Origin of the sequence: Chryseobacterium sp. MMO-72 (assembly GCF_037146035.1) — a bacterium.
In the GTDB taxonomy this organism is placed as follows: Bacteria; Bacteroidota; Bacteroidia; order Flavobacteriales; family Weeksellaceae; genus Chryseobacterium; species Chryseobacterium indicum.
Map to the genome: position 1 here is coordinate 216,966 of NZ_JBBCWG010000004.1, position 19,420 is coordinate 236,385.

At 37.0% G+C, this 19,420-nt stretch carries 16 protein-coding genes; 13 read left to right on the forward strand and 3 right to left on the reverse strand.

What is annotated here, in order from left to right:
- Nucleotides 1-291: 291 nt before the first annotated feature.
- On the reverse strand, nt 292-1,479 hold the full coding sequence (argG, locus tag WFH39_RS08005; RefSeq protein ID WP_336689494.1) for an argininosuccinate synthase: 1,188 nt from the start codon (nt 1,477-1,479) through the stop codon (nt 292-294).
- Nucleotides 1,451-2,047, reverse strand: a complete 597-nt coding sequence (locus WFH39_RS08010; protein ID WP_336689495.1) for a GNAT family N-acetyltransferase — start codon at nt 2,045-2,047, stop codon at nt 1,451-1,453. Before WFH39_RS08010 ends, argG begins: the two co-directional genes overlap by 29 nt.
- Nucleotides 2,048-2,207: 160 nt before the next feature.
- On the opposite strand from WFH39_RS08010, the gene WFH39_RS08015 reads away from it, so the two are divergent.
- The 13 genes from WFH39_RS08015 to nhaA all read left to right on the forward strand — a co-directional run bounded on the left by WFH39_RS08015 (nt 2,208) and on the right by nhaA (nt 18,305).
- Nucleotides 2,208-2,624: an IS1/IS1595 family N-terminal zinc-binding domain-containing protein gene (locus tag WFH39_RS08015; protein WP_050379900.1), complete on the forward strand. Its 417-nt coding sequence runs from the start codon at nt 2,208-2,210 to the stop codon at nt 2,622-2,624.
- Nucleotides 2,625-2,814: 190 nt separating this feature from the next.
- Entirely contained in the window at nt 2,815-4,194 is a 1,380-nt protein-coding gene (locus tag WFH39_RS08020) for a porin (RefSeq protein ID WP_336689496.1), read from the forward strand.
- A gap of 204 nt (nt 4,195-4,398) precedes the next feature.
- The gene (locus WFH39_RS08025) at nt 4,399-5,979 is read left to right on the forward strand and encodes an MFS transporter (protein ID WP_336689497.1); all 1,581 of its coding nucleotides are present in this window, start codon (nt 4,399-4,401) and stop codon (nt 5,977-5,979) included.
- Between the two features lie 43 nt (nt 5,980-6,022).
- The gene (locus WFH39_RS08030) at nt 6,023-6,250 is read left to right on the forward strand and encodes a DUF6814 family protein (RefSeq protein WP_116099539.1); all 228 of its coding nucleotides are present in this window, start codon (nt 6,023-6,025) and stop codon (nt 6,248-6,250) included.
- 77 nt (nt 6,251-6,327) lie between these two features.
- Entirely contained in the window at nt 6,328-6,522 is a 195-nt protein-coding gene (locus WFH39_RS08035) for a hypothetical protein (protein WP_336689498.1), read from the forward strand.
- Nucleotides 6,515-9,223 carry an ATP-binding protein gene (locus tag WFH39_RS08040; protein WP_442891701.1) on the forward strand — a complete coding sequence of 903 codons (2,709 nt, stop codon included), beginning with the start codon at nt 6,515-6,517 and terminating at the stop codon, nt 9,221-9,223. Before WFH39_RS08035 ends, WFH39_RS08040 begins: the two co-directional genes overlap by 8 nt.
- Before the next feature lie 33 nt (nt 9,224-9,256).
- Complete coding sequence (gene tnpA / locus WFH39_RS08045; RefSeq protein ID WP_214589341.1) at nt 9,257-9,694, forward strand: IS200/IS605 family transposase; 438 nt, start codon at nt 9,257-9,259, stop codon at nt 9,692-9,694.
- A 139-nt stretch (nt 9,695-9,833) separates the two neighbouring features.
- Complete coding sequence (locus tag WFH39_RS08050; RefSeq protein WP_336689500.1) at nt 9,834-10,193, forward strand: response regulator transcription factor; 360 nt, start codon at nt 9,834-9,836, stop codon at nt 10,191-10,193.
- 106 nt (nt 10,194-10,299) lie between these two features.
- A complete protein-coding gene (locus tag WFH39_RS08055) occupies nt 10,300-12,186 on the forward strand; it encodes an AMP-binding protein (protein ID WP_336689501.1) in 1,887 nt (628 codons plus the stop codon).
- A 99-nt stretch (nt 12,187-12,285) separates the two neighbouring features.
- Nucleotides 12,286-14,220, forward strand: a complete 1,935-nt coding sequence (gene acs, locus WFH39_RS08060) for an acetate--CoA ligase (protein WP_290261807.1) — start codon at nt 12,286-12,288, stop codon at nt 14,218-14,220.
- Nucleotides 14,221-14,432: 212 nt separating this feature from the next.
- Entirely contained in the window at nt 14,433-14,798 is a 366-nt protein-coding gene (locus WFH39_RS08065) for a hypothetical protein (protein ID WP_336689502.1), read from the forward strand.
- 112 nt (nt 14,799-14,910) lie between these two features.
- On the forward strand, nt 14,911-17,121 hold the full coding sequence (locus WFH39_RS08070) for a RelA/SpoT family protein (protein WP_214589336.1): 2,211 nt from the start codon (nt 14,911-14,913) through the stop codon (nt 17,119-17,121).
- Between the two features lie 2 nt (nt 17,122-17,123).
- Complete coding sequence (gene nhaA / locus WFH39_RS08075; RefSeq protein ID WP_336689503.1) at nt 17,124-18,305, forward strand: Na+/H+ antiporter NhaA; 1,182 nt, start codon at nt 17,124-17,126, stop codon at nt 18,303-18,305.
- Here nhaA and WFH39_RS08080 read toward each other — a convergent pair.
- Complete coding sequence (locus WFH39_RS08080) at nt 18,302-19,321, reverse strand: YihY/virulence factor BrkB family protein (protein WP_336689504.1); 1,020 nt, start codon at nt 19,319-19,321, stop codon at nt 18,302-18,304. The genes nhaA and WFH39_RS08080 overlap by 4 nt on opposite strands.
- Between the last annotated feature and the right edge of the window lie 99 nt (nt 19,322-19,420).

Genomic DNA, 19,420 nt, shown 5'->3' on the forward strand with positions numbered 1-19,420 from the left:
TTCGTATTGAACCCTTCGCGTTCATTGGTTTCTTTTGATCTTTTAATACATAGGTTTCACCTACGGCTATTCGTATTGAACCCTTCACGTTCATTGGTTTCTTTTGATCTTTTAATACATAGGTTTCACCTACGGCTACTCATATTGAACCCTTCGGGTTCACTGGTCTCTTCAAATCTCTTCCAGCCCGACTTGAACGGAAATCCTTTTATGAGGAGGAACGATGAATAAAAGATTGGGATCCTTCGACAAGCTAAGGATAAACTACAGGCGGATAAAGCTGCCCAAATTTTATTTATTAATCTGATGATATATGTTTAAAGAATTGCTAACAATCTTTGTGTAGCCTTTTACATCTTCGCCTGTCCATGCCCTGTTTGTTTCTCCGTAGCTTCCGAATTTGTCCGACATCAGATCGTGTTCAGACTCAATTCCATTCAAAATAAATCGATAAGGATGAAGAGTTACAAATACTTTTCCGCTGACTGTTTTCTGAGAATCAACCAGAAAAGACTCAATGTTCCTCATCACAGGATCTAAGAAAAGTGCTTCGTGAAGCCAGTTTCCATACCAGTCGGATAATTGGGATTTCATCATCTGCTGATATTTTGAAAGCGTATGTTTTTCCAATAAATGATGCGCTTTGATGATTACTGAAGCTGCTGCTGCCTCAAAACCTACTCTTCCTTTGATTCCGACAATGGTATCTCCTACGTGAATATCACGACCGATTCCGTAAGCGGAAGCCAATTCCTCGATTTTCTGAATCGCGTAAACCGGATGTTCAAAACTTTCTCCGTTTACAGAGATAATTTCACCATTTTTAAACTCAATCTCCAGTTCAGAGGGTTGATTTTTCTTAATTTGTGACGGAAAAGCTTCTTCAGGAAGATAATTTCTTGATGTCAGCGTTTCCTTTCCGCCAACTGAAGTCCCCCAAAGTCCTTTATTGACAGAATATTGTGCTTTCTGGAATTCCATTTCATAGCCGTGACTTTTCAAAAATTCAATTTCTTCTTCACGAGAAAGAGCCATATCACGAATGGGCGTAATAATCTCTACATTCGGACACATCACCTGAAAAATGAGATCAAAACGAACCTGATCATTTCCCGCTCCCGTACTTCCGTGCGCAATTGCATCCGCTCCGATTTCAATCGCATATTTTGCAATTTCCTGCGCCTGAATGGTACGCTCCGCACTTACAGACAGAGGATAGGTATTGTTTTTCAGAACATTTCCGAAAATCAGATATTTTACGCAAGAATTGTAATAATCTTCCTGAGCATCAACGCACCTGTATTTTTTTACCCCAAGATTCAGGGCTTTTTTCTCCAGTTCTTTTTCTTCATTTTTGGAAAAACCTCCGGTGTTTACAGTAACTGCATACACATCATATCCCAGTGTTTCGCTGAGATATTTGGCGCAGTAAGAGGTATCGAGACCTCCGCTAAATGCTAAAACTACTTTCTTGCTCATTATTGTATCTGTTTTCAGACTGATTATTTTCAGTGCTGTTTTTTATATTATCGGGAACGAAAAGCATTGCTGTGCAAAGACAGTTTTTCCGTTCTTTTTTCATTAAAATATCATAATTCACGCAGCTTTTGCAGCCGTTCCAGAATTCTTCATCCTGAGTAAGTTCAGAATAAATAACGGGTTTATATCCTAAATCGCTGTTGATCTTCATGACTGCCAAACCTGTAGTTAAACCGAAAATTTTAGCGTCTGGATATTTATTTCGGGACAAAGCGAAGACTTTGTCCTTGATTAAGGTTGCCACTCCCAAATGCCTGAATTCCGGAGAAACAATAAGCCCGGAATTGGCAACAAACTGTCCGTGAGACCATGTTTCTATATAACAGAAACCCACCCACTTTCCTTTATCGGTGGCGACTACAGCGTTACCTTCAGTAATTTTTTTACTGAGATACTCGATAGAACGTTTGGCAATTCCCGTTCCTCTGCGCTGTGCAGAATCGTACATTTCCTGCTGTATTTCACTCAAATACATCAGATGCATGGATGAGGAAATTTCTATTTCCATTTATTTATCTAAATTTTTTGGCAAATTTAAAATATAATTTCTTTTAAAACCAAATAAAAAAGATAATTTTATTGAATTAAATTAATATACAGGTAATTTTATCTTTATATGAAATTAATATTTTGCTAAATTATTATATATTTGCTAAAAAGATATAGTTATGGAAAATCGCTGTCCCAAATGCAACACAGACAAAGTGGTTAAAAGCGGAATTGTAAACAACAAGCAACGCTTTCTATGCAAAGACTGCAACTATTATTTCACGGTAAAAAAACTGGGAAAACAAATAGACGATTACTACGTAACCAAAGCTTTACAGCTCTATCTCGAGGGTTTAAGTTTTCGTGAAATTGAAAGAATTATCGGCGTTTCTCACGTAACAATCAGTTCATGGATCAAGAAATACAATATTACAAGACCTCCTCATTCTGAGTTTCATCCGGTATATAAAATCCTAAAACAAAATGAGCTGATTGAATATATGAGTAAAGAAGAAAATCTGAAAAATTCAGGATTAATTATCACTCAGTTTGCAGACAAATATATGCTGATAAAATGGGAAAGATTTAAGAAATAACATAAAATCAATTGTAAATAAGTGAATTGGGAATTTATAATCCGACTCAAAACCAATAAATTTCAAACTCAAAACTGAGAATTTAAAGACCTATCTATATACTGACCATTAATATATATTAAATTTCTTTAAATAAATTTTTAATTACAATTTGGCTTTCACAAAAAACAACGCCAAAAATTGATAATTTATGAAGAAATTAATCACTTTTATTGGATTGGCTTTAATCAGCAATTCTTTACACGCTCAAGGTTCGCCGGATTACGGAAGCGGATTAAAAATTAATCTCAATCAGCAGGGCGATAAATATGTCAGGTTCATTTTATGGGATCAATTTTGGTTGAGGAACACGCAGATGAATCCGGGAAGTATGGTTGGCGGAGAACCGACAGACAATTCTTGGAGTCTGGGAAACAGGAGATTACGTACTTTGGCGTACGCTCAGATTTCCAAAAGATATATGATCTTAGCGCATTTTGGGATTAACAATCAGACATTTATCAATGGAGGCGGTTCGGGAACTTCAGGAACAGGAGGTTATGGAAACGGTAAAAAACCGCAGCTCTTTTTTCATGATGCATGGAATGAATACGCTGTATTTCTACCCGGAGAAGCAGGAAAATTTACCTTGTCTTTAGGGGCGGGACTTCATTACTACATGGGACTTTCCCGAATGACGATGGCTTCAACATTAAACTTTCTTACGGTTGACTCCCCTATTTTTACGTGGCCATTAATCGATAATTCTGATCAGTTTGCGAGACAACTGGGAATGTTTGCGAAAGGCAAATACGGAAAACTGGAATACCGTTTCAGTTTAAACAAGCCTTTTGCAACGGATTTAACTCCGGTAAATGTTACCGATCCTGCTAAAGCGGTTGCCGTGGACAACAACGGAAACCCCAATTTTTCAAAAGCCGGATATGTAGAGTATCAGTTTTTAGATGAAGAATCCAATGTACTGCCTTTTAAAGTGGGTTCTTATCTGGGAACCAAAAAAGTTTTTAATCTTGGCGCAGGATTTTACCATCAAAAAGACGGAACCCGAACTTCTGTAAATTCCACCATTGAAAAGCATGACATTACGCTTGTTGCTGTAGATGCTTTTGCAGATATTCCTTTGGGAAATGCTAAAAATAAAATGGCAGTTTCCGCGTATGCAGGTTATTACAACTATCAGTTTGGTCCGAATTACGTGAGAAATTTAGGAATTATGAATATCGCTGCTTCTGATCCGAATTTTACGGGAAGCAAAGCCATTGCAGGAGTAGGAAATCTACAGCCGACCATCGGAACAGGGAATATTATCTACGCACAAGCCGGATTGCTATTGCCAAGTAAGGCTGAAAAACCAAAAATCAGAATCCAGCCTTTTGCGGCGTATACTCACAAGAATTTTGAAGCGTTTGACAAATCTTCGTCACAGTTTGATGTGGGTGCAAACTGGTTCATAGACGGTCATCACGCGAAAATTACCACACAGTATTCAACAAGACCGGTTTATACAAGTCCTACGGAAAGTCCTTCTTCAAAAGGGGAATTCATTGTACAGTTCCAGATTTACTTGTAAAAAAAATTAGATTTTAAACATTAAGATTATTTAAGCGGTTAAGATAAATTAAGAAAAACATCAAAAACGTTTTTAAGCGTATTTATTTGACCTTGTCATCTTTTATTAATTTTTTAAGCAAAGTTTCCCAACTTTTTAATATAAAAATCAAAAAAAGTTAAAAAACTCAATATCAATTTAAACTAACATCAAAAATTAAAGCATATGAGCGATAACAATGAAATAAGCTACGAGAATATGACTGATAAGCAAAAGAATCGTACGATCTGGAGCGTCATTACAGCATCATCTCTCGGAACACTGATCGAATGGTATGATTTCTACATTTTCGGAAGTCTTGCCGTTGTACTGGCTACTAAATTTTTCCCGGCAGATAATCCTACTGCAGCATTTTTATCCACACTTGCTACTTTTGCCGCAGGATTTGTCGTGAGACCTTTCGGAGCGCTGTTTTTCGGGAGGTTAGGTGATCTTATCGGGAGAAAATATACTTTTTTAGTTACTTTACTGATTATGGGATTTTCTACATTCCTTATCGGATGTATTCCCAGTTATGAAACCATAGGATTTATGGCTCCTGTTTTGGTATTAATTTTAAGATTATTACAGGGATTGGCTTTAGGAGGTGAATATGGAGGAGCTGCAACTTATGTCGCAGAATACGCACAACCCGGAAGAAGAGGCTACTGGACTTCATGGATCCAGACTACCGCAACAGCCGGACTTTTCATTTCACTTATTGTAATTATGGTGACAAAAACCACTCTTTCCACTGAGGAATTTGACGGCTGGGGATGGAGAGTTCCGTTCTGGATTTCGATATTAATGGTGGGTGTTTCTTACATCATCAGAAAAAATATGAAAGAATCTCCGCTTTTTGCCAAAGCTAAAAGTGAAGGAAAGACTTCTAAAAATCCATTAAAAGAAAGTTTCGGAAACAAACTGAACTTCAAATTTGTTCTTCTTGCCTTATTCGGGGCAGCGATGGGACAAGGGGTAATCTGGTATACAGGACAATTTTATGCGATGAGCTTCCTTCAGAAAGTGATGAATATTGAATCGATTCAGGTGGATTATTTAATGGCAACTGCTTTGTTTTTAGGAACTCCGTTTTTCGTTTTCTTTGGATGGCTTTCTGATAAAGTAGGAAGAAAAGCAATCATGATGACCGGAATGCTGATCGCTATTTTAGCGTACAGACCGATTTATGACAGGATGTTTAAAAGCGTTGATTTAAAATCCAAAACCGTTGCAGAAAGCGGTTTGGTTGAAAAAAGAACGGCAAAAATTCATGACAAAATTGCGACGGACAGTTTAATTACTTTCCACAAAGAAACGCTTTTCACGGACGGAACTTTGGCTAAAAAAGACAGCATTGTACACTGGTCTCCGACCGGACCTGTGATGAAAGACGGAAAAGCAGAAGAAGCAAAAGTAACTCAGTCGATAAAAATCAACGACAGCACAAAATGGTATCTTGTACTTCTAGTTTTCATTCAGGTGATTTTTGTAACGATGGTTTACGGTCCTATTGCGGCATTTTTAGTTGAAATGTTCCCGGTAAGAATCCGCTACACTTCGATGTCATTGCCTTATCATATCGGAAACGGCGTTTTCGGAGGACTGCTTCCTGCTGTTGCCACTTATCTCGTAACCACAGGAAAAGACGGAGGACATCCTGAATGGTATCTGGAAGGACTTTGGTATCCTATAGGCGTTGCCGGAGTCTGTCTTTTAGTCGGATTAATTTATCTTAAAAACAAGAACAATAATATTCACGATTAATCCCGGAATCACTTAAAAATTTATTAATTTTAAAACTACTAAAATGAACGGACTAAAAAAAATATTAGGCGTACTCTGGATCGCCATTGCATTAGTTGTAGGATATTTCGGAATTACAGTAATGGGAATTCCAAAAATCACCTCAGGAAAACAGGAAGATCTGGTTTTCGGAATCATTATCCTTTGTGTACTGATGCCGATTATTTCCGGCGGAATGGCAATTTTCGGCTATTATGCGCTAATCGGGGAATATTCTGACGATAAAGTTTAATCTATTGATGATGAATGATAGTTGATGCATGATACAAAATATCAGACCATCAATTATCATTCATTTAATTATCATATATGAAAAAAAGACACGAACAAAAACTGATCATTCTGAGCATCGGACTTCTGATTGCCTTCAGTATTCCGGTTTCACTGCTTTTCAATAATGAGCGGGAAGTTTTCGGTTACCCGATGATTCTGGTTTACATTTTCGCTGTCTGGATGGTTTCCATCATTATTTCTTTTGTAATCGTAAAAAAGTATGATGAGTAGTTTCGCTTTATTCACCGTAGTTTTGTTTTATCTGGCACTTTTGTTCTTAGTCGCTCATCTGGCGGAGAAGAAAAAGAGCAAGCTCTGGATCAACAATCCTTATATCTACGCACTTTCTCTCGCCGTGTACTGTACCGCATGGACGTACTACGGAAGCATCGGTGTGGCAGCGACAAGCGGGCTTAATTATCTTCCGATTTATGTGGGACCGATAATGGTGATTCCTGCATGGATTTACATCAACACGAGAATTGTACGTATTTCCAGAGTGAATAAGATCAGCAGTTTAGCCGATTTTATTTCTTTACGATATGGAAACAGCAGAAGTTTCAGCGCGATTATTACGGTGGTTTGTCTTTTGGCAATTGTTCCGTACATCGGTTTGCAGATCAAGGCTATTTCTGAAACTTTTCATCTGGTAACCAAAACAGCAATTTCTAAAAACATTTTAACGGATAACGCAACTTTCGTTGTTGTTTTAATTGCTTTATTTTCATCCTATTACGGAACACGTTACGTTGATGCTTCCGAAAAACGTTTGGGAATAATTTCCGCTATTGCACTGGAAAGTTTTCTTAAACTGTTCTTTATTATTATTTTAGGATTATTTGTTATTTACTTTGCATTTGACGGATTCTCGGATATTTATCAAAAAGCAAGTCTTTTTAAGGATTTTAAAGAAAAAAATACATTCAACGGTATTGAAGGTGCGATGAACTGGATGGTACTCTGCATGATTTCGGGAACAGCGATCTGTATTCTTCCAAGACAGTTTCATACCGCAATCGTAGAAAACCGACAGGAAAAACACATCAAAACAGCCATTTGGTTTTTTCCACTTTATTTATTGATTTTTACAATTTTTATTTTTCCTATTGCATGGGGAGGAAGACTGATTTTTAATGGACAAGACGTCAATCCGGAGTTCTACTCTATTCTAATTCCGCAATATTTTGACAATACTTTAATTACAGTTTTGGTTTTTTTGGGAGGTCTGAGCTCATGCATTTCGATGATTATTATTTCCGCGATCACCTTATCCATCATGCTTTCCAATAACCTGATCATTCCTTACGGACTTTTGGGTAAATTTAAATCTGAAAACGAAGTTCAGAATACCAGAAACATCACCAACATCAGAAAATTCAGCATTTTTGCGCTGATTATCATGGCTTTTGGTTTTTACAAATACTTTATTTTAAAAACTTCGCTGGATTCTGTCGGACTCATTTCTTTCGTTGTCATTGCTCAATTGGCACCTGCTTTTTTCGGAGCTATTTTCTGGAGAAGAGGAAGTTATAAAGGTGCTGTTATCGGTTTATTGGCAGGATTGGCAATCTGTTATTTCGGATTAATTATTCCACAATACTACTTTTCTTACAATCAGGAATTTAAAGGTGTTTTAAGAGAGCTTTACAATGCTTTTGACTTTTTCAAGATTTCCTTTTTAGGAAGAATTCCACAGATTTTCTTCTGGTCTCTTTTAGTGAATACTGCTTTATTTTCAATTATTTCTGTCAGCACTAAAGGAAATTACCGTGAAAGGAATTTTGCCGAATTGTATGTAGATATTGACAAGTACATTCAAAACCACGAAAATGCTTTTATCTGGCGCGGAACAGCCTACGTTTCCGATATTAAAAATATTCTGGAACGATTTTTAGGTAAAAGCAAAACGGAACAGGCGTTAAGAATTTTTAATTTAAAATACAATATTGATTCGCAGACGGAAACCGCTGATTCCAGATTTATTAAGTTCTCCGAAAATCTTCTTGCGGGTAGAATCGGAACAGCTTCTGCTAAAATTTTAATTGAAGGCGTTACCAAAGAAGATAAAATCTCATTAAAAGAAGTTTTAAACATTCTTGAAGAATCAAAAGAAACCATCACGCTTAATAAAAAGCTTACCGAACAATCGGAAGAGCTTCAAAAGTTATCCGATGATCTGAGAAATGCCAATGAAAACCTCATCATTAAAGACCGTCAGAAAGATGATTTTTTGGATTCTGTTGCCCATGAATTAAGAACTCCGATTACCGCCATCCGTTCCGCCGGAGAAATTTTAGCCGATGATGACGATATTCCTCTGGAAATTAAAAAGGAATTTTTAAACAACATCATCACAGAATCCGACAGGCTGAGTGAAATCATCAACGATATTCTGTATCTGGATAAATTGCAGCATGGTGAAATCGTACTGCATATTCAGGAAAATAATATTCTTGAAACGTACAAAAAAGCAGTCAATCCTCTTATGCATCTTATTCAGCAGAAAAATATTCATCTGAGTGAAGTCAATCTTCTCAATCAGTTTTTATTTAAATATGATGAAGCAAGAATGATTCAGCTTTTTCAGAATATTTTAGGAAATGCTTTGAAATTTACGGATGAACAGGGAACTATTCAGACCAAATTATCAGAAACGGAAGATTGGTTAATCATTAAAATCTTCAATACCGGAAAGCATATTCCCGAAGAGGATCTGGAAATGATTTTCGATAAATTTTATCAGTCGAAAAATCAAAACATTTTGAAACCAACGGGAAGCGGACTAGGACTTGCCATTTCAAAAAAAATCACAGAAGCTCAGGGCGGAACCATAAAAGCAGAAAACAGCGGATTGGGCGTGACTTTTACGATTGCTCTGCCAAAAGAACAAGAAGGAGAACCCGAAGGGTTCAATAACAGTAGCCGTAGGTAAAACCTATGGAAATAAATAAACACAAATGAGAAAATGGGAACATATCGACAAATATTTTATCATATTGTTTTCGGAACCAAACATCGGGAACAAACAATTAATGAAGAAAATGAATCAGAGCTATACAAATATATTTGGGGAATTTTAAAAAATAAAAAGTGTAAATTATATAGAATTAACGGAATGCCAGATCACATTCATATTTTTTGTGACGTTCATCCGAATATCACTCTCAGCAACCTTGTAAAAGATATAAAAGTTGCATCCAATTTATGGATGAAAGAATCGGGATTATTTCCTGAATTCTCAGGGTGGCAGGAAGGATATGGAGCATTTACCTATTCATTAAAGGATAAAGAAACAATAATAAATTATATAAAAAATCAAAAACATCACCATAGAACAGAGACTTTTGATGACGAATTTAAAAAGCTTTTAGCAGAACATGGAATCGAGCCGGAATTCAATTAATAAAATTCAACCCTTACGGGTTGATTTGATGCGAATCTTTATGCCATAGGTTTCACCTACGGCTATTTGAATTGAACCCTTCGGGTTCACCAAAAGAAACAAAAAAAACAATGCAGTTGAACAAAAAGACAATCACAATATGAAGAAGATAATCATTGCTGATGACGAGCACAAAATATTAATGTCGCTGGAATACAGCTTCAAGAAAAACGGATACGATGTATTTATTGCAAGAGACGGAACAGAAGTTTTGGAATTTCTGAAAACAATGACGCCCGATGTCATTTTACTGGATATTATGATGCCGAATCTCGATGGATACAGTACTCTGGAACTAATAAAACGGGATGAAAAACTGAAAGATACAAAAGTAATTTTCCTGAGTGCCAAAAACAATCCGAAAGATATTGAAAAAGGTCTGGAAATGGGAGCCGACGCTTACGTTACAAAGCCTTATTCAATAAAAAAACTCATGCAGCAAATAGAAGAAATGTTTTAATACATTTTATACACCGTCATTGCAAACGAAGTGAAGCAATTTCAACAAAATATTAAAAGATTGCTTCGTCACTACGCTCCTCGCAATGACAAAAACAAAAACTAATATGAATACAGATATTTTATTTAAGCAGAGCATAGAAGACAAAGAGAATTTCTGGAAAGAACAGGCTCAGGAAATCAGTTGGTTTGAATTCCCGAAAACCATTACTTCTAATGACGAAAACCAATACAACCAGTGGTTTCCGGACGGAAAACTCAATATGTGCTATTTATGCATTGATAAACATATTGAAGATGGTTTTGGAGATCAGGTTGCGGTTATTTACGATTCTCCGGTAACGAACCAAAAGCAAACCTACACCTTCAATCAAGCCAAAGAAGAAATTTCAAAATTGGCAGGAGGATTAATTTCTTTAGGTTTAAAAAAAGGCGATACCGCTGTAATTTATATGCCAATGATTCCGCAGACTTTGTTCTCCATGCTTGCGTGCGCGAGAATCGGAGTGATCCATAATGTGGTTTTCGGAGGTTTTGCGCCACACGAACTGGTGGTGAGAATTGACGACTGTAAACCAAAAGCATTAATTACGGCAACCGCTGGAGTTGAAATTGCAAAAAGAATCCCTTATCTGCCTTTGGTAGAAAAAGCGATCGAACTGGCTCAGGATAAGGTAGATCACATCATTGTCTACAACAGAAAATTAGTAGACAATCAACATGAAATGTTTGATGGGTTAATTGATTACGAAGAATTGGTACAGGATTCAGAACCAGCAGATTGTGTTTCAGTGGAATCCACTCATCCGCTCTATTTGCTGTATACTTCCGGAACGACAGGAAAGCCAAAAGGCGTTGCAAGAGATACAGGAGGTTACGCGACCGCGTTGAAGTTTTCGATGAAATATATTTATGGAATCGAACCGGGAGAAACTTTTTGGGCAGCCTCCGATTTCGGATGGGCAGTTGGTCACAGTTATACCGTTTACGGTCCTTTAATCAACAGAAATTCAACGATTATTTTTGAAGGTAAACCTATTATGACGCCCGATGCCGGAACATTCTGGAGAATTATTTCCGAATATAAAGTAGCAGCCATGTTTACCGCTCCTACCGCAATCAGAGCCATCAAAAAAGAAGATCCGAACGGAGAATTGGTGAAAAAGTATGATTTAAGCCACTTTAGAAAGCAGTTTTTAGCAGGAGAAAGATGTGATGTTGCCACTCTGGACTGGTTTGCAGAACACATCGGCGTTCCGGCAATCGATCATTGGTGGCAGACCGAATCAGGTTCGCCAATGCTGGGTTTAATGACTTTTAATGAAGACTACAAAATCAAAAGAGCCTCTGCAGGAAAACCAATTCCCGGCTATGATATTAAAATTTTTGATGAAAACGGTTATGAACTGGATGCGCATCATGAAGGTTATTTAGTTATAAAATTACCGCTTCCTCCCGGAGCTTTGCTGGGTATCTGGAAAGATTATGACCGTTTTGAGAAAAGTTATCTCTCGCAGTACAAAGGCTATTATTTTTCCGGAGACGGAGCCATAAAAGATGAAGACGGTTATATTTTCATTACCGGAAGAGTGGATGATGTAATTAATGTTGCAGGACACCGCCTTTCCACTTCCGAAATGGAAGAAATTGTTTCCTCTCATCCCGATGTTGCAGAATGCGCCGTAGTCGGAATTGATGATGAACTGAAAGGACAGATTCCTTTTGCAACGGTTGTTTTAAAAAATGGATCTACTGTTTCTGAAGATCAGGTAGAAAAGGATATCGTAAAAACAGTCCGTGAAAAAATAGGCGCCGTTGCCTGTCTTAAAAATGTGATGGTTGTAAAACGCTTACCTAAAACCCGTTCAGGAAAAATTTTAAGAAAGCTGATCCGAACTCTACTGGACGGAAAAGAATTCCAGATTCCTTCAACGATTGATGACGAAAAAATCATTGAAGAGATTCAGGAGAAAATTGGAAATTATAGAAGATAAAATATAAAATTGTTTAAACTATTTCAGGATTAACCACAAAAGTCGCAAAAGACAGTATTAAAGTTTAAACAGACTTTAAAGAGACTAAAAATTTAAATAATAAAATTTCAAAAAAGAAAGGATATGAGAAACTATCAGATAGAAAACTTACCGCAATATTTTGAAGAGTATAAAAAATCTATCAAAAATCCTAAAAAATTCTGGGATAAAATTGCAGATGAAAATTTCGTGTGGTATCAGAGATGGAGCAAGGTCGTGAAATACGATATGAATGAAGCCAAAATTTCGTGGTTTAAAAATGCTAAATTAAATATTACCAAAAACTGCATCGACAGACATTTAGCGGTAAGAGGCGATAAAACAGCAATCATCTGGGAACCGAACGATCCAAAAGAAGAAGCACAGCATATTTCTTATAACGAACTCTACAAAAGAGTCAACAAAACCGCGAATGTTCTTCGTGAAATGGGCATCGAAAAAGGCGACAGAGTCTGCATTTATCTTCCGATGATCCCTGAATTAGCCATCACAATGCTGGCTTGTGCAAAACTTGGAGCTGTTCATTCCGTTATTTTTGCAGGATTTTCTGCATCTGCCGTTTCTTCAAGAGTAAATGACTGTGGTGCAAAAATGGTCATCACCTCAGACGGAAGCTACAGAGGAAACAAAGTTTTGGATTTGAAAAGCATTGTAGACGAAGCTCTGGAAAAAACACCGAGCGTAGAAAAAGTTTTGGTGGTAAAAAGAACCAACAATGAAGTAAAAATGAAGGAGCACAGAGATTTCTGGATGGAAGATCTTTACGAAAACGCCTCTCCGGATTTCGTTACCGTAATTATGGATGCAGAAGATCCGCTGTTCATTCTGTACACTTCCGGTTCTACGGGAAAACCTAAAGGAATGCTTCATACCTGTGCCGGATATATGGTGTACACCGCGTATACTTTTAAAAATGTATTCAATTATAAAGAAAATGATATTTATTGGTGTACCGCAGATATCGGCTGGATTACAGGACATTCCTACATCCTTTACGGACCGCTTTTAAACGGTGCAACTACTGTCATTTTCGAAGGGGTTCCTACTTATCCTGAACCTGACAGATTCTGGGAAGTGATTGAAAAACATAAAATTACACAGTTTTACACAGCTCCGACTGCGATCCGTTCTCTGGCTAAAGAAAGCTCAGAATGGGTAGACAAACATGATTTAAGCTCGTTAAAAGTGATCGGTTCTGTTGGAGAGCCCATTAATGATGAAGCTTGGCATTGGTTCAACGATCATGTGGGTAACAAAAAATGTCCTATTGTAGATACTTGGTGGCAGACAGAAACCGGAGGAATTATGATCTCTCCTCTTCCGTTCGTTACTCCTACAAAACCAACGTACGCAACACTTCCTTTACCGGGAATTCAGCCTGTTCTGATGGATGATAAACGCAACGAAATCACCGGAAATCAGGTAACAGGAAATCTGTGCATCCGTTTTCCATGGCCGGGAATTGCCAGAACGATCTGGGGAGACCATCAAAGATATAAGGAAACCTATTTTACCGCTTTTCCGGGGAAATATTTCACGGGAGACGGTGCTTTAAGAGATGAAGTTGGCTATTACAGAATTACAGGTCGTGTAGATGATGTGATTATCGTTTCCGGACACAATTTAGGAACAGCACCAATTGAAGACAGCATCAATGAACATCCTGCTGTAGCGGAATCTGCAATCGTAGGGTATCCTCACGACATCAAAGGAAATGCGCTGTACGGTTTCGTGATCCTGAAAGAATCCGGAGAAAGCAGAGATAAGGACAATCTTAAAAAAGAAATTAATCAGTTGATTTCAGACCAGATCGGTCCGATTGCCAAGCTTGATAAAATCCAGTTTGTTTCAGGACTTCCGAAAACACGTTCAGGAAAAATTATGCGTAGAATCCTCAGAAAAATTGCGGAAGGAGATTTCAGCAACTTCGGAGACATCACTACCCTTTTGAATCCTGAAATTGTGGAAGAGATCAAAAACGAAAGGATTAACTAAATTATATAAACTGATGTATCAGGGAGCGGGCTTTTAGTCCGCTTTTTCTTATTTGTACTCTGACATACTTACTAAATATTGATTCAATAGACAATTTCAAAGAAACATGCAAATTTTATAGATTTTACATTAAAATAATAATTTATTTAAATTTTCACTAAAATATTTCACCTATAATAACTAACTTTATATACTCATTAAAACCAATGCTTATGTCAAATATATTAGCTGGATTATTTGGACATCACAGCGATTATAAAAAAATAGAAGCAGACCTCGAAAACTCAGGTTTCAAAGATTCAGAATACATTGTATATCTTCATGATGATGAATTACACTCCCAATATCTGGTAAGTGTTGTCGTGAAAGATGAGCATCAGACCGATAGTGCTTCCGGTATTTTCAGTGAGAATGATGTTTTAAAGACCTACCTTTTTGAAAATATGGAAATTGAACAGGCAAATTACATGAACATCAAGAGATTCATTGATGCCAGAAACAAAGCAGAAATCCACAATAGTCCCGATATAAAGATTAAAATCTCTACCGCCGGAATAGATTCTGAAGTAAAATTTTAACCATTAAAGATAAAAATTAATAACCACCGATCCGCAGAGCGTTCTGCGGATTTTTAATGCTGAAAACTGCAAAAAAATTCGTATTTTCGTGTAAATATAGGCTTTTACACAAATGAGTTACGACTTAGAACAGGAAAACAAGGAGATCCTTGCAAGATATAAGGATCTGATTTCGAATACATACAGAACTTTGGATGAGGAAAATAACAAGCTCATCCGTAAGGCATTCGATATAGCGCTCGATGCGCACAAAGATCAGCGAAGAAAATCTGGTGAACCCTACATTTACCATCCCATTGCTGTTGCCAAAATTGTAGCAACGGAAATCGGTTTGGGTGCCACTTCCATTGCCTGCGCATTACTGCATGATGTAATTGAAGACTCCGACTATACCTACGAAGATCTGAAGAAAATTTTTGGGGAGAAAATAGCCAATATCGTGAACGGACTCACGAAAATTTCCATCATGAATCATCAGAATATTTCGGTGCAGTCTGAAAATTACAGAAAGCTTCTGTTAACGCTGTCTGAAGATTTCAGGGTGATTCTGATCAAGATTGCAGACCGTCTTCACAATATGCGTACTTTGGAAAGCATGGCACCGGACAAACAGAAGAAAATTGCTTCCGAAACCGTATATATTTACGCTCCGATGGCGCACCGTCTCGGATTATACAACATCAAATCTGAGCTTGAAGACCTTTCTTTAAAGTATAACAATCCGGATGTTTACAAAGAAATTACCGAGAAATTAGAACTCGCCAAAGAAAGCCGCGAAAAATATATTGAGGAATTTAAAAAAGAAGTTTCTGAAAAATTAAATGAAGAGGGATTAAACTTCAAAATTAAAGGACGCGCAAAAGCCATATCTTCAATTTACAGGAAAATGCTGAAACAGGGAGTTTCTTTTGAAGAAGTTTTCGACAATTATGCCATCCGAATTATTTATAAATCTGATGCCAAAAATGAAAAATTTCTTGCGTGGAAAATTTACTCCATTGTAACAGATGTTTATCACAGTAATCCTTCCAGAATGCGGGACTGGATTACGCAGCCCCGTTCTACAGGATACGAAAGTTTACACTTAACGGTTCTCGGTCCCGATAAAAAATGGATTGAAGTACAGATCCGTTCCGAAAGAATGGACGAAATTGCTGAAAAAGGGGTTGCAGCCCATTACAAATACAAAGAAGGCTATAAACAAAGCTCTGAAGACCGGAATTTTGAAAACTGGGTAACTGAAATCCGGGAAGTTCTGGAACAGCAGCAAAACCTTTCTACATCTGAACTTTTGGATAATATTAAGCTGAATTTATATTCAAAGGAAGTCTTTGTATTTACGCCAAAAGGTGAGATTAAAATTTTGCCGACCAATGCAACCGCTCTGGATTTTGCATTTTCCGTTCATTCCGATCTGGGAATGAAATGTTTAGGCGCAAAAATCAACGGAAAACTGGTGCCGATCTCTTACGTTTTGCAAAATGGAGATCAGATTGATATTTTATCTTCCCAAAACCAGAAACCAAAATCCGACTGGCTGGAATTTGTTGTTACTTCAAAAGCCAAATCAAAGATCAAGAGTTACTTAAACTCACAAAAAAATCAGTTGGTAGAAGAAGGAAAAGAAATTTTGCAGCGAAAACTGCGTCATGCTAAAATTAACTTTAACGATGAAGAAGTAAACAAGCTTCAGAAATTCTTTAACCTTAAAACTTCTCAGGAGCTTTTTCTTAAATTTCAATCCAACGATCTGGATGCAAGCAGTTTAAGAAAATATATTGAAAGTAAAAATGTATTCAACAACCTGCTTTCAAGATTCAGAAAATCGCCTGCGAAAAATACAACTTTTGTAGAGCCGAAAGAGCAGAACCTCGACATGATCGTCTTTGGAAAAGATGAAGAAAAACTGAATTACAGCTATGCAAAATGCTGTACGGTAATTCCGGGAGACAAAATTTTCGGATTTATCACGATTTCAGACGGGATCAAAGTACACAGTGACAATTGTCCGAACGCAATTAACCTTCGTGCGCAATATGATTACAGGGTAATTCCTGCAAAATGGGTGAATGCGGAAAGCTTTAAGAACAGAGTGAAAATAGAAATTGAAGGACTCGACAGAATGGGAATGATTAATGATATTACCACCGTCATCAGTGGAGCAATGGGAATGGATATGAAAAGTATGTCCATCGAATCCAATGACGGAATTTTTACGGGAACGATCATTCTTGAGGTAAAAAATAAAAGCCAGCTTGAGCAGACCTTCACCAAACTGAATGATATTAACGGCGTTTCCAGAGTGAGACGACTACAATCTTAGATATGAATTTAACGGTATATTTTAAAAAATTTTTCGAAAGCAGTCAGGCTTCAGGAATTATCCTGATTTTCTGTGTTTTAGTTTCCTTACTTATTGCCAATTCCTCTTTTGCGGAAAGCTTTCAGCACTTTCTGGACAGAGAAGCAGGAACAGAAATTTTTCATTTAAAATATCCCGTTAGTATCTGGATTAATGACGGTTTAATGGCTATTTTCTTCCTTTTGGTGGGGTTGGAAATCAAAAGAGAAATGGTAGAAGGTGAACTTTCTTCATTTAAGAATGCTTCTCTGCCGATATTTGCGGCAATCGGCGGAATGCTGGTTCCGGCAGCTATTTACAGCTTTTTCAATTTTGGAACCTCATACGGAAACGGATGGGGAATTCCGATGGCAACAGATATTGCTTTTTCATTGGCTATTATTTCCATGTTGGGAAAGGGAATTCCAAACTCGATTAAAATTTTCCTTGCCGCTTTAGCTATCGTAGACGATTTAGGAGCGATTCTGGTCATTGCAGTATTTTATACAGAGCAGATTCACTGGATCTATTTACTCCTGTCTTTAGGAATTACCGCTTTATTATTTTTATTGAATTTCCTGAAAGTTACCCGAATTATCTTCTATCTGATTCCGGGATTATTTTTGTGGTATTTTCTTCATCATTCAGGAATTCACGCTACCATTGCAGGAGTTTTACTGGCATTTACCATTCCTACCAATGTTTTCAATGTTGAGATTTCGCCTTTAGAAAAACTGGAGCATCAGCTTCATTTCCCGGTAAGTTTTATCATTATGCCTGTTTTTGCTTTAACCAATACCAACATTACATTCAACAATGAAATGATGGGAGGTCTTACAAACACTTTAGGTTTAGGCATCATCATCGGATTAGTTGCAGGAAAATTAGTCGGGATCAATCTTTTTTCTCTGATTGCCATAAAGCTGAAACTAAGTTCACTTCCTCAAAACAGTACATGGATGCACATGATAGGCGTAGGATTGCTTGCAGGAATTGGTTTTACGATGTCTATTTTTATCGCACTCTTATCCTTCAAGGATGAAATTCCGATTCAGGATGAGGCTAAATTTGCGATTTTAATTGCTTCTTTTATAGCAGCCGTTTCGGGTTTTATAATTCTGAAAATAAGCTCTAAAAATGATATTATAGAAGACGAGGAAAATTAATTTTCTTTGTCTTTTTTATCGGTCAATTTCCACTTATGATTTTCATCGCCTTCCAAATCCGGCTCAGAATTTTTTGCATGATAGCCTTTTGCTTCTTTCTTCAGTTCGTCGGAAAGCAGTTTTTCGATTCTCACTTTTCTTATTGCCATATTGAGTTCATTTCCGAAAAGTAAGAGATAAACATTTACATTTACCCAAACCATTAAAAGAATCATACTTCCGATAGAGCCGTAGAGAACGTTGTATCGCGCAATATTTTTAACATAAAGAGCGAAACCGTAAGTAGTGAGTACAAATAAAACCGTTGTTAAAATAGCTCCCGGAACCGCCTGTCTGAATCTGGCAATTCTTACCGTTCCCAGCCAGTAAAATAAAGCCAGTAAGATAAAATAAAAGATAGGGAATGATACAAATCCGATGATTTTGGAAAGGTTATCCACCAGCCATGAAATATCCTCAACCGGCGTAAACAGTTTAAGAACAAATTCTGAATAGTAGACTCCGAAAAGGGCTAGAAATACAATCGTAATAAATCCGATAGTGATGAAAAAAGACAGGATAAATTCTTTTACATCCGACATTTTTTCATCGGTATTTTCGTTAAATCCGTTAATGAGTGAGAAGGTTCCGTTTGTTGCGAATATCAAAGCAAAAACTATGGTTAAATTACTAATCCCCTTCATATTGGGAACAATGCTCGTTTCTATATAATTTCGGACGTCACCTTCTATATTGGAAGGGAAAACATTATGCAGCAACACTTCGAAAATATAAAACTGAAGCTTATCATAATGAGGCATATAAGGCAAAACCGAAAGCAGGAACAGAATAAACGGAAAAAGACTGATGGTAAAACTCCACGAAATTGCTGCAGCTTTACGTCCGATTTTATCTTTAAAAATACCGCTGATATAGATCTGAAACATCTGCCAAAGCGATATTCCCAAAAAAGGAATATGTATATCGTCGAAAAATTCTTGAATTTTCAAGATGAATTTAGGAAGTTTTATGCCCATATTTATTTTACTTCATCATAAAGGTGCCATACAAAAATAATGATTTTTTTAAACTTGAAAATCTGATGCCAATTTTCATATGGTGAGATTCTTTAATTT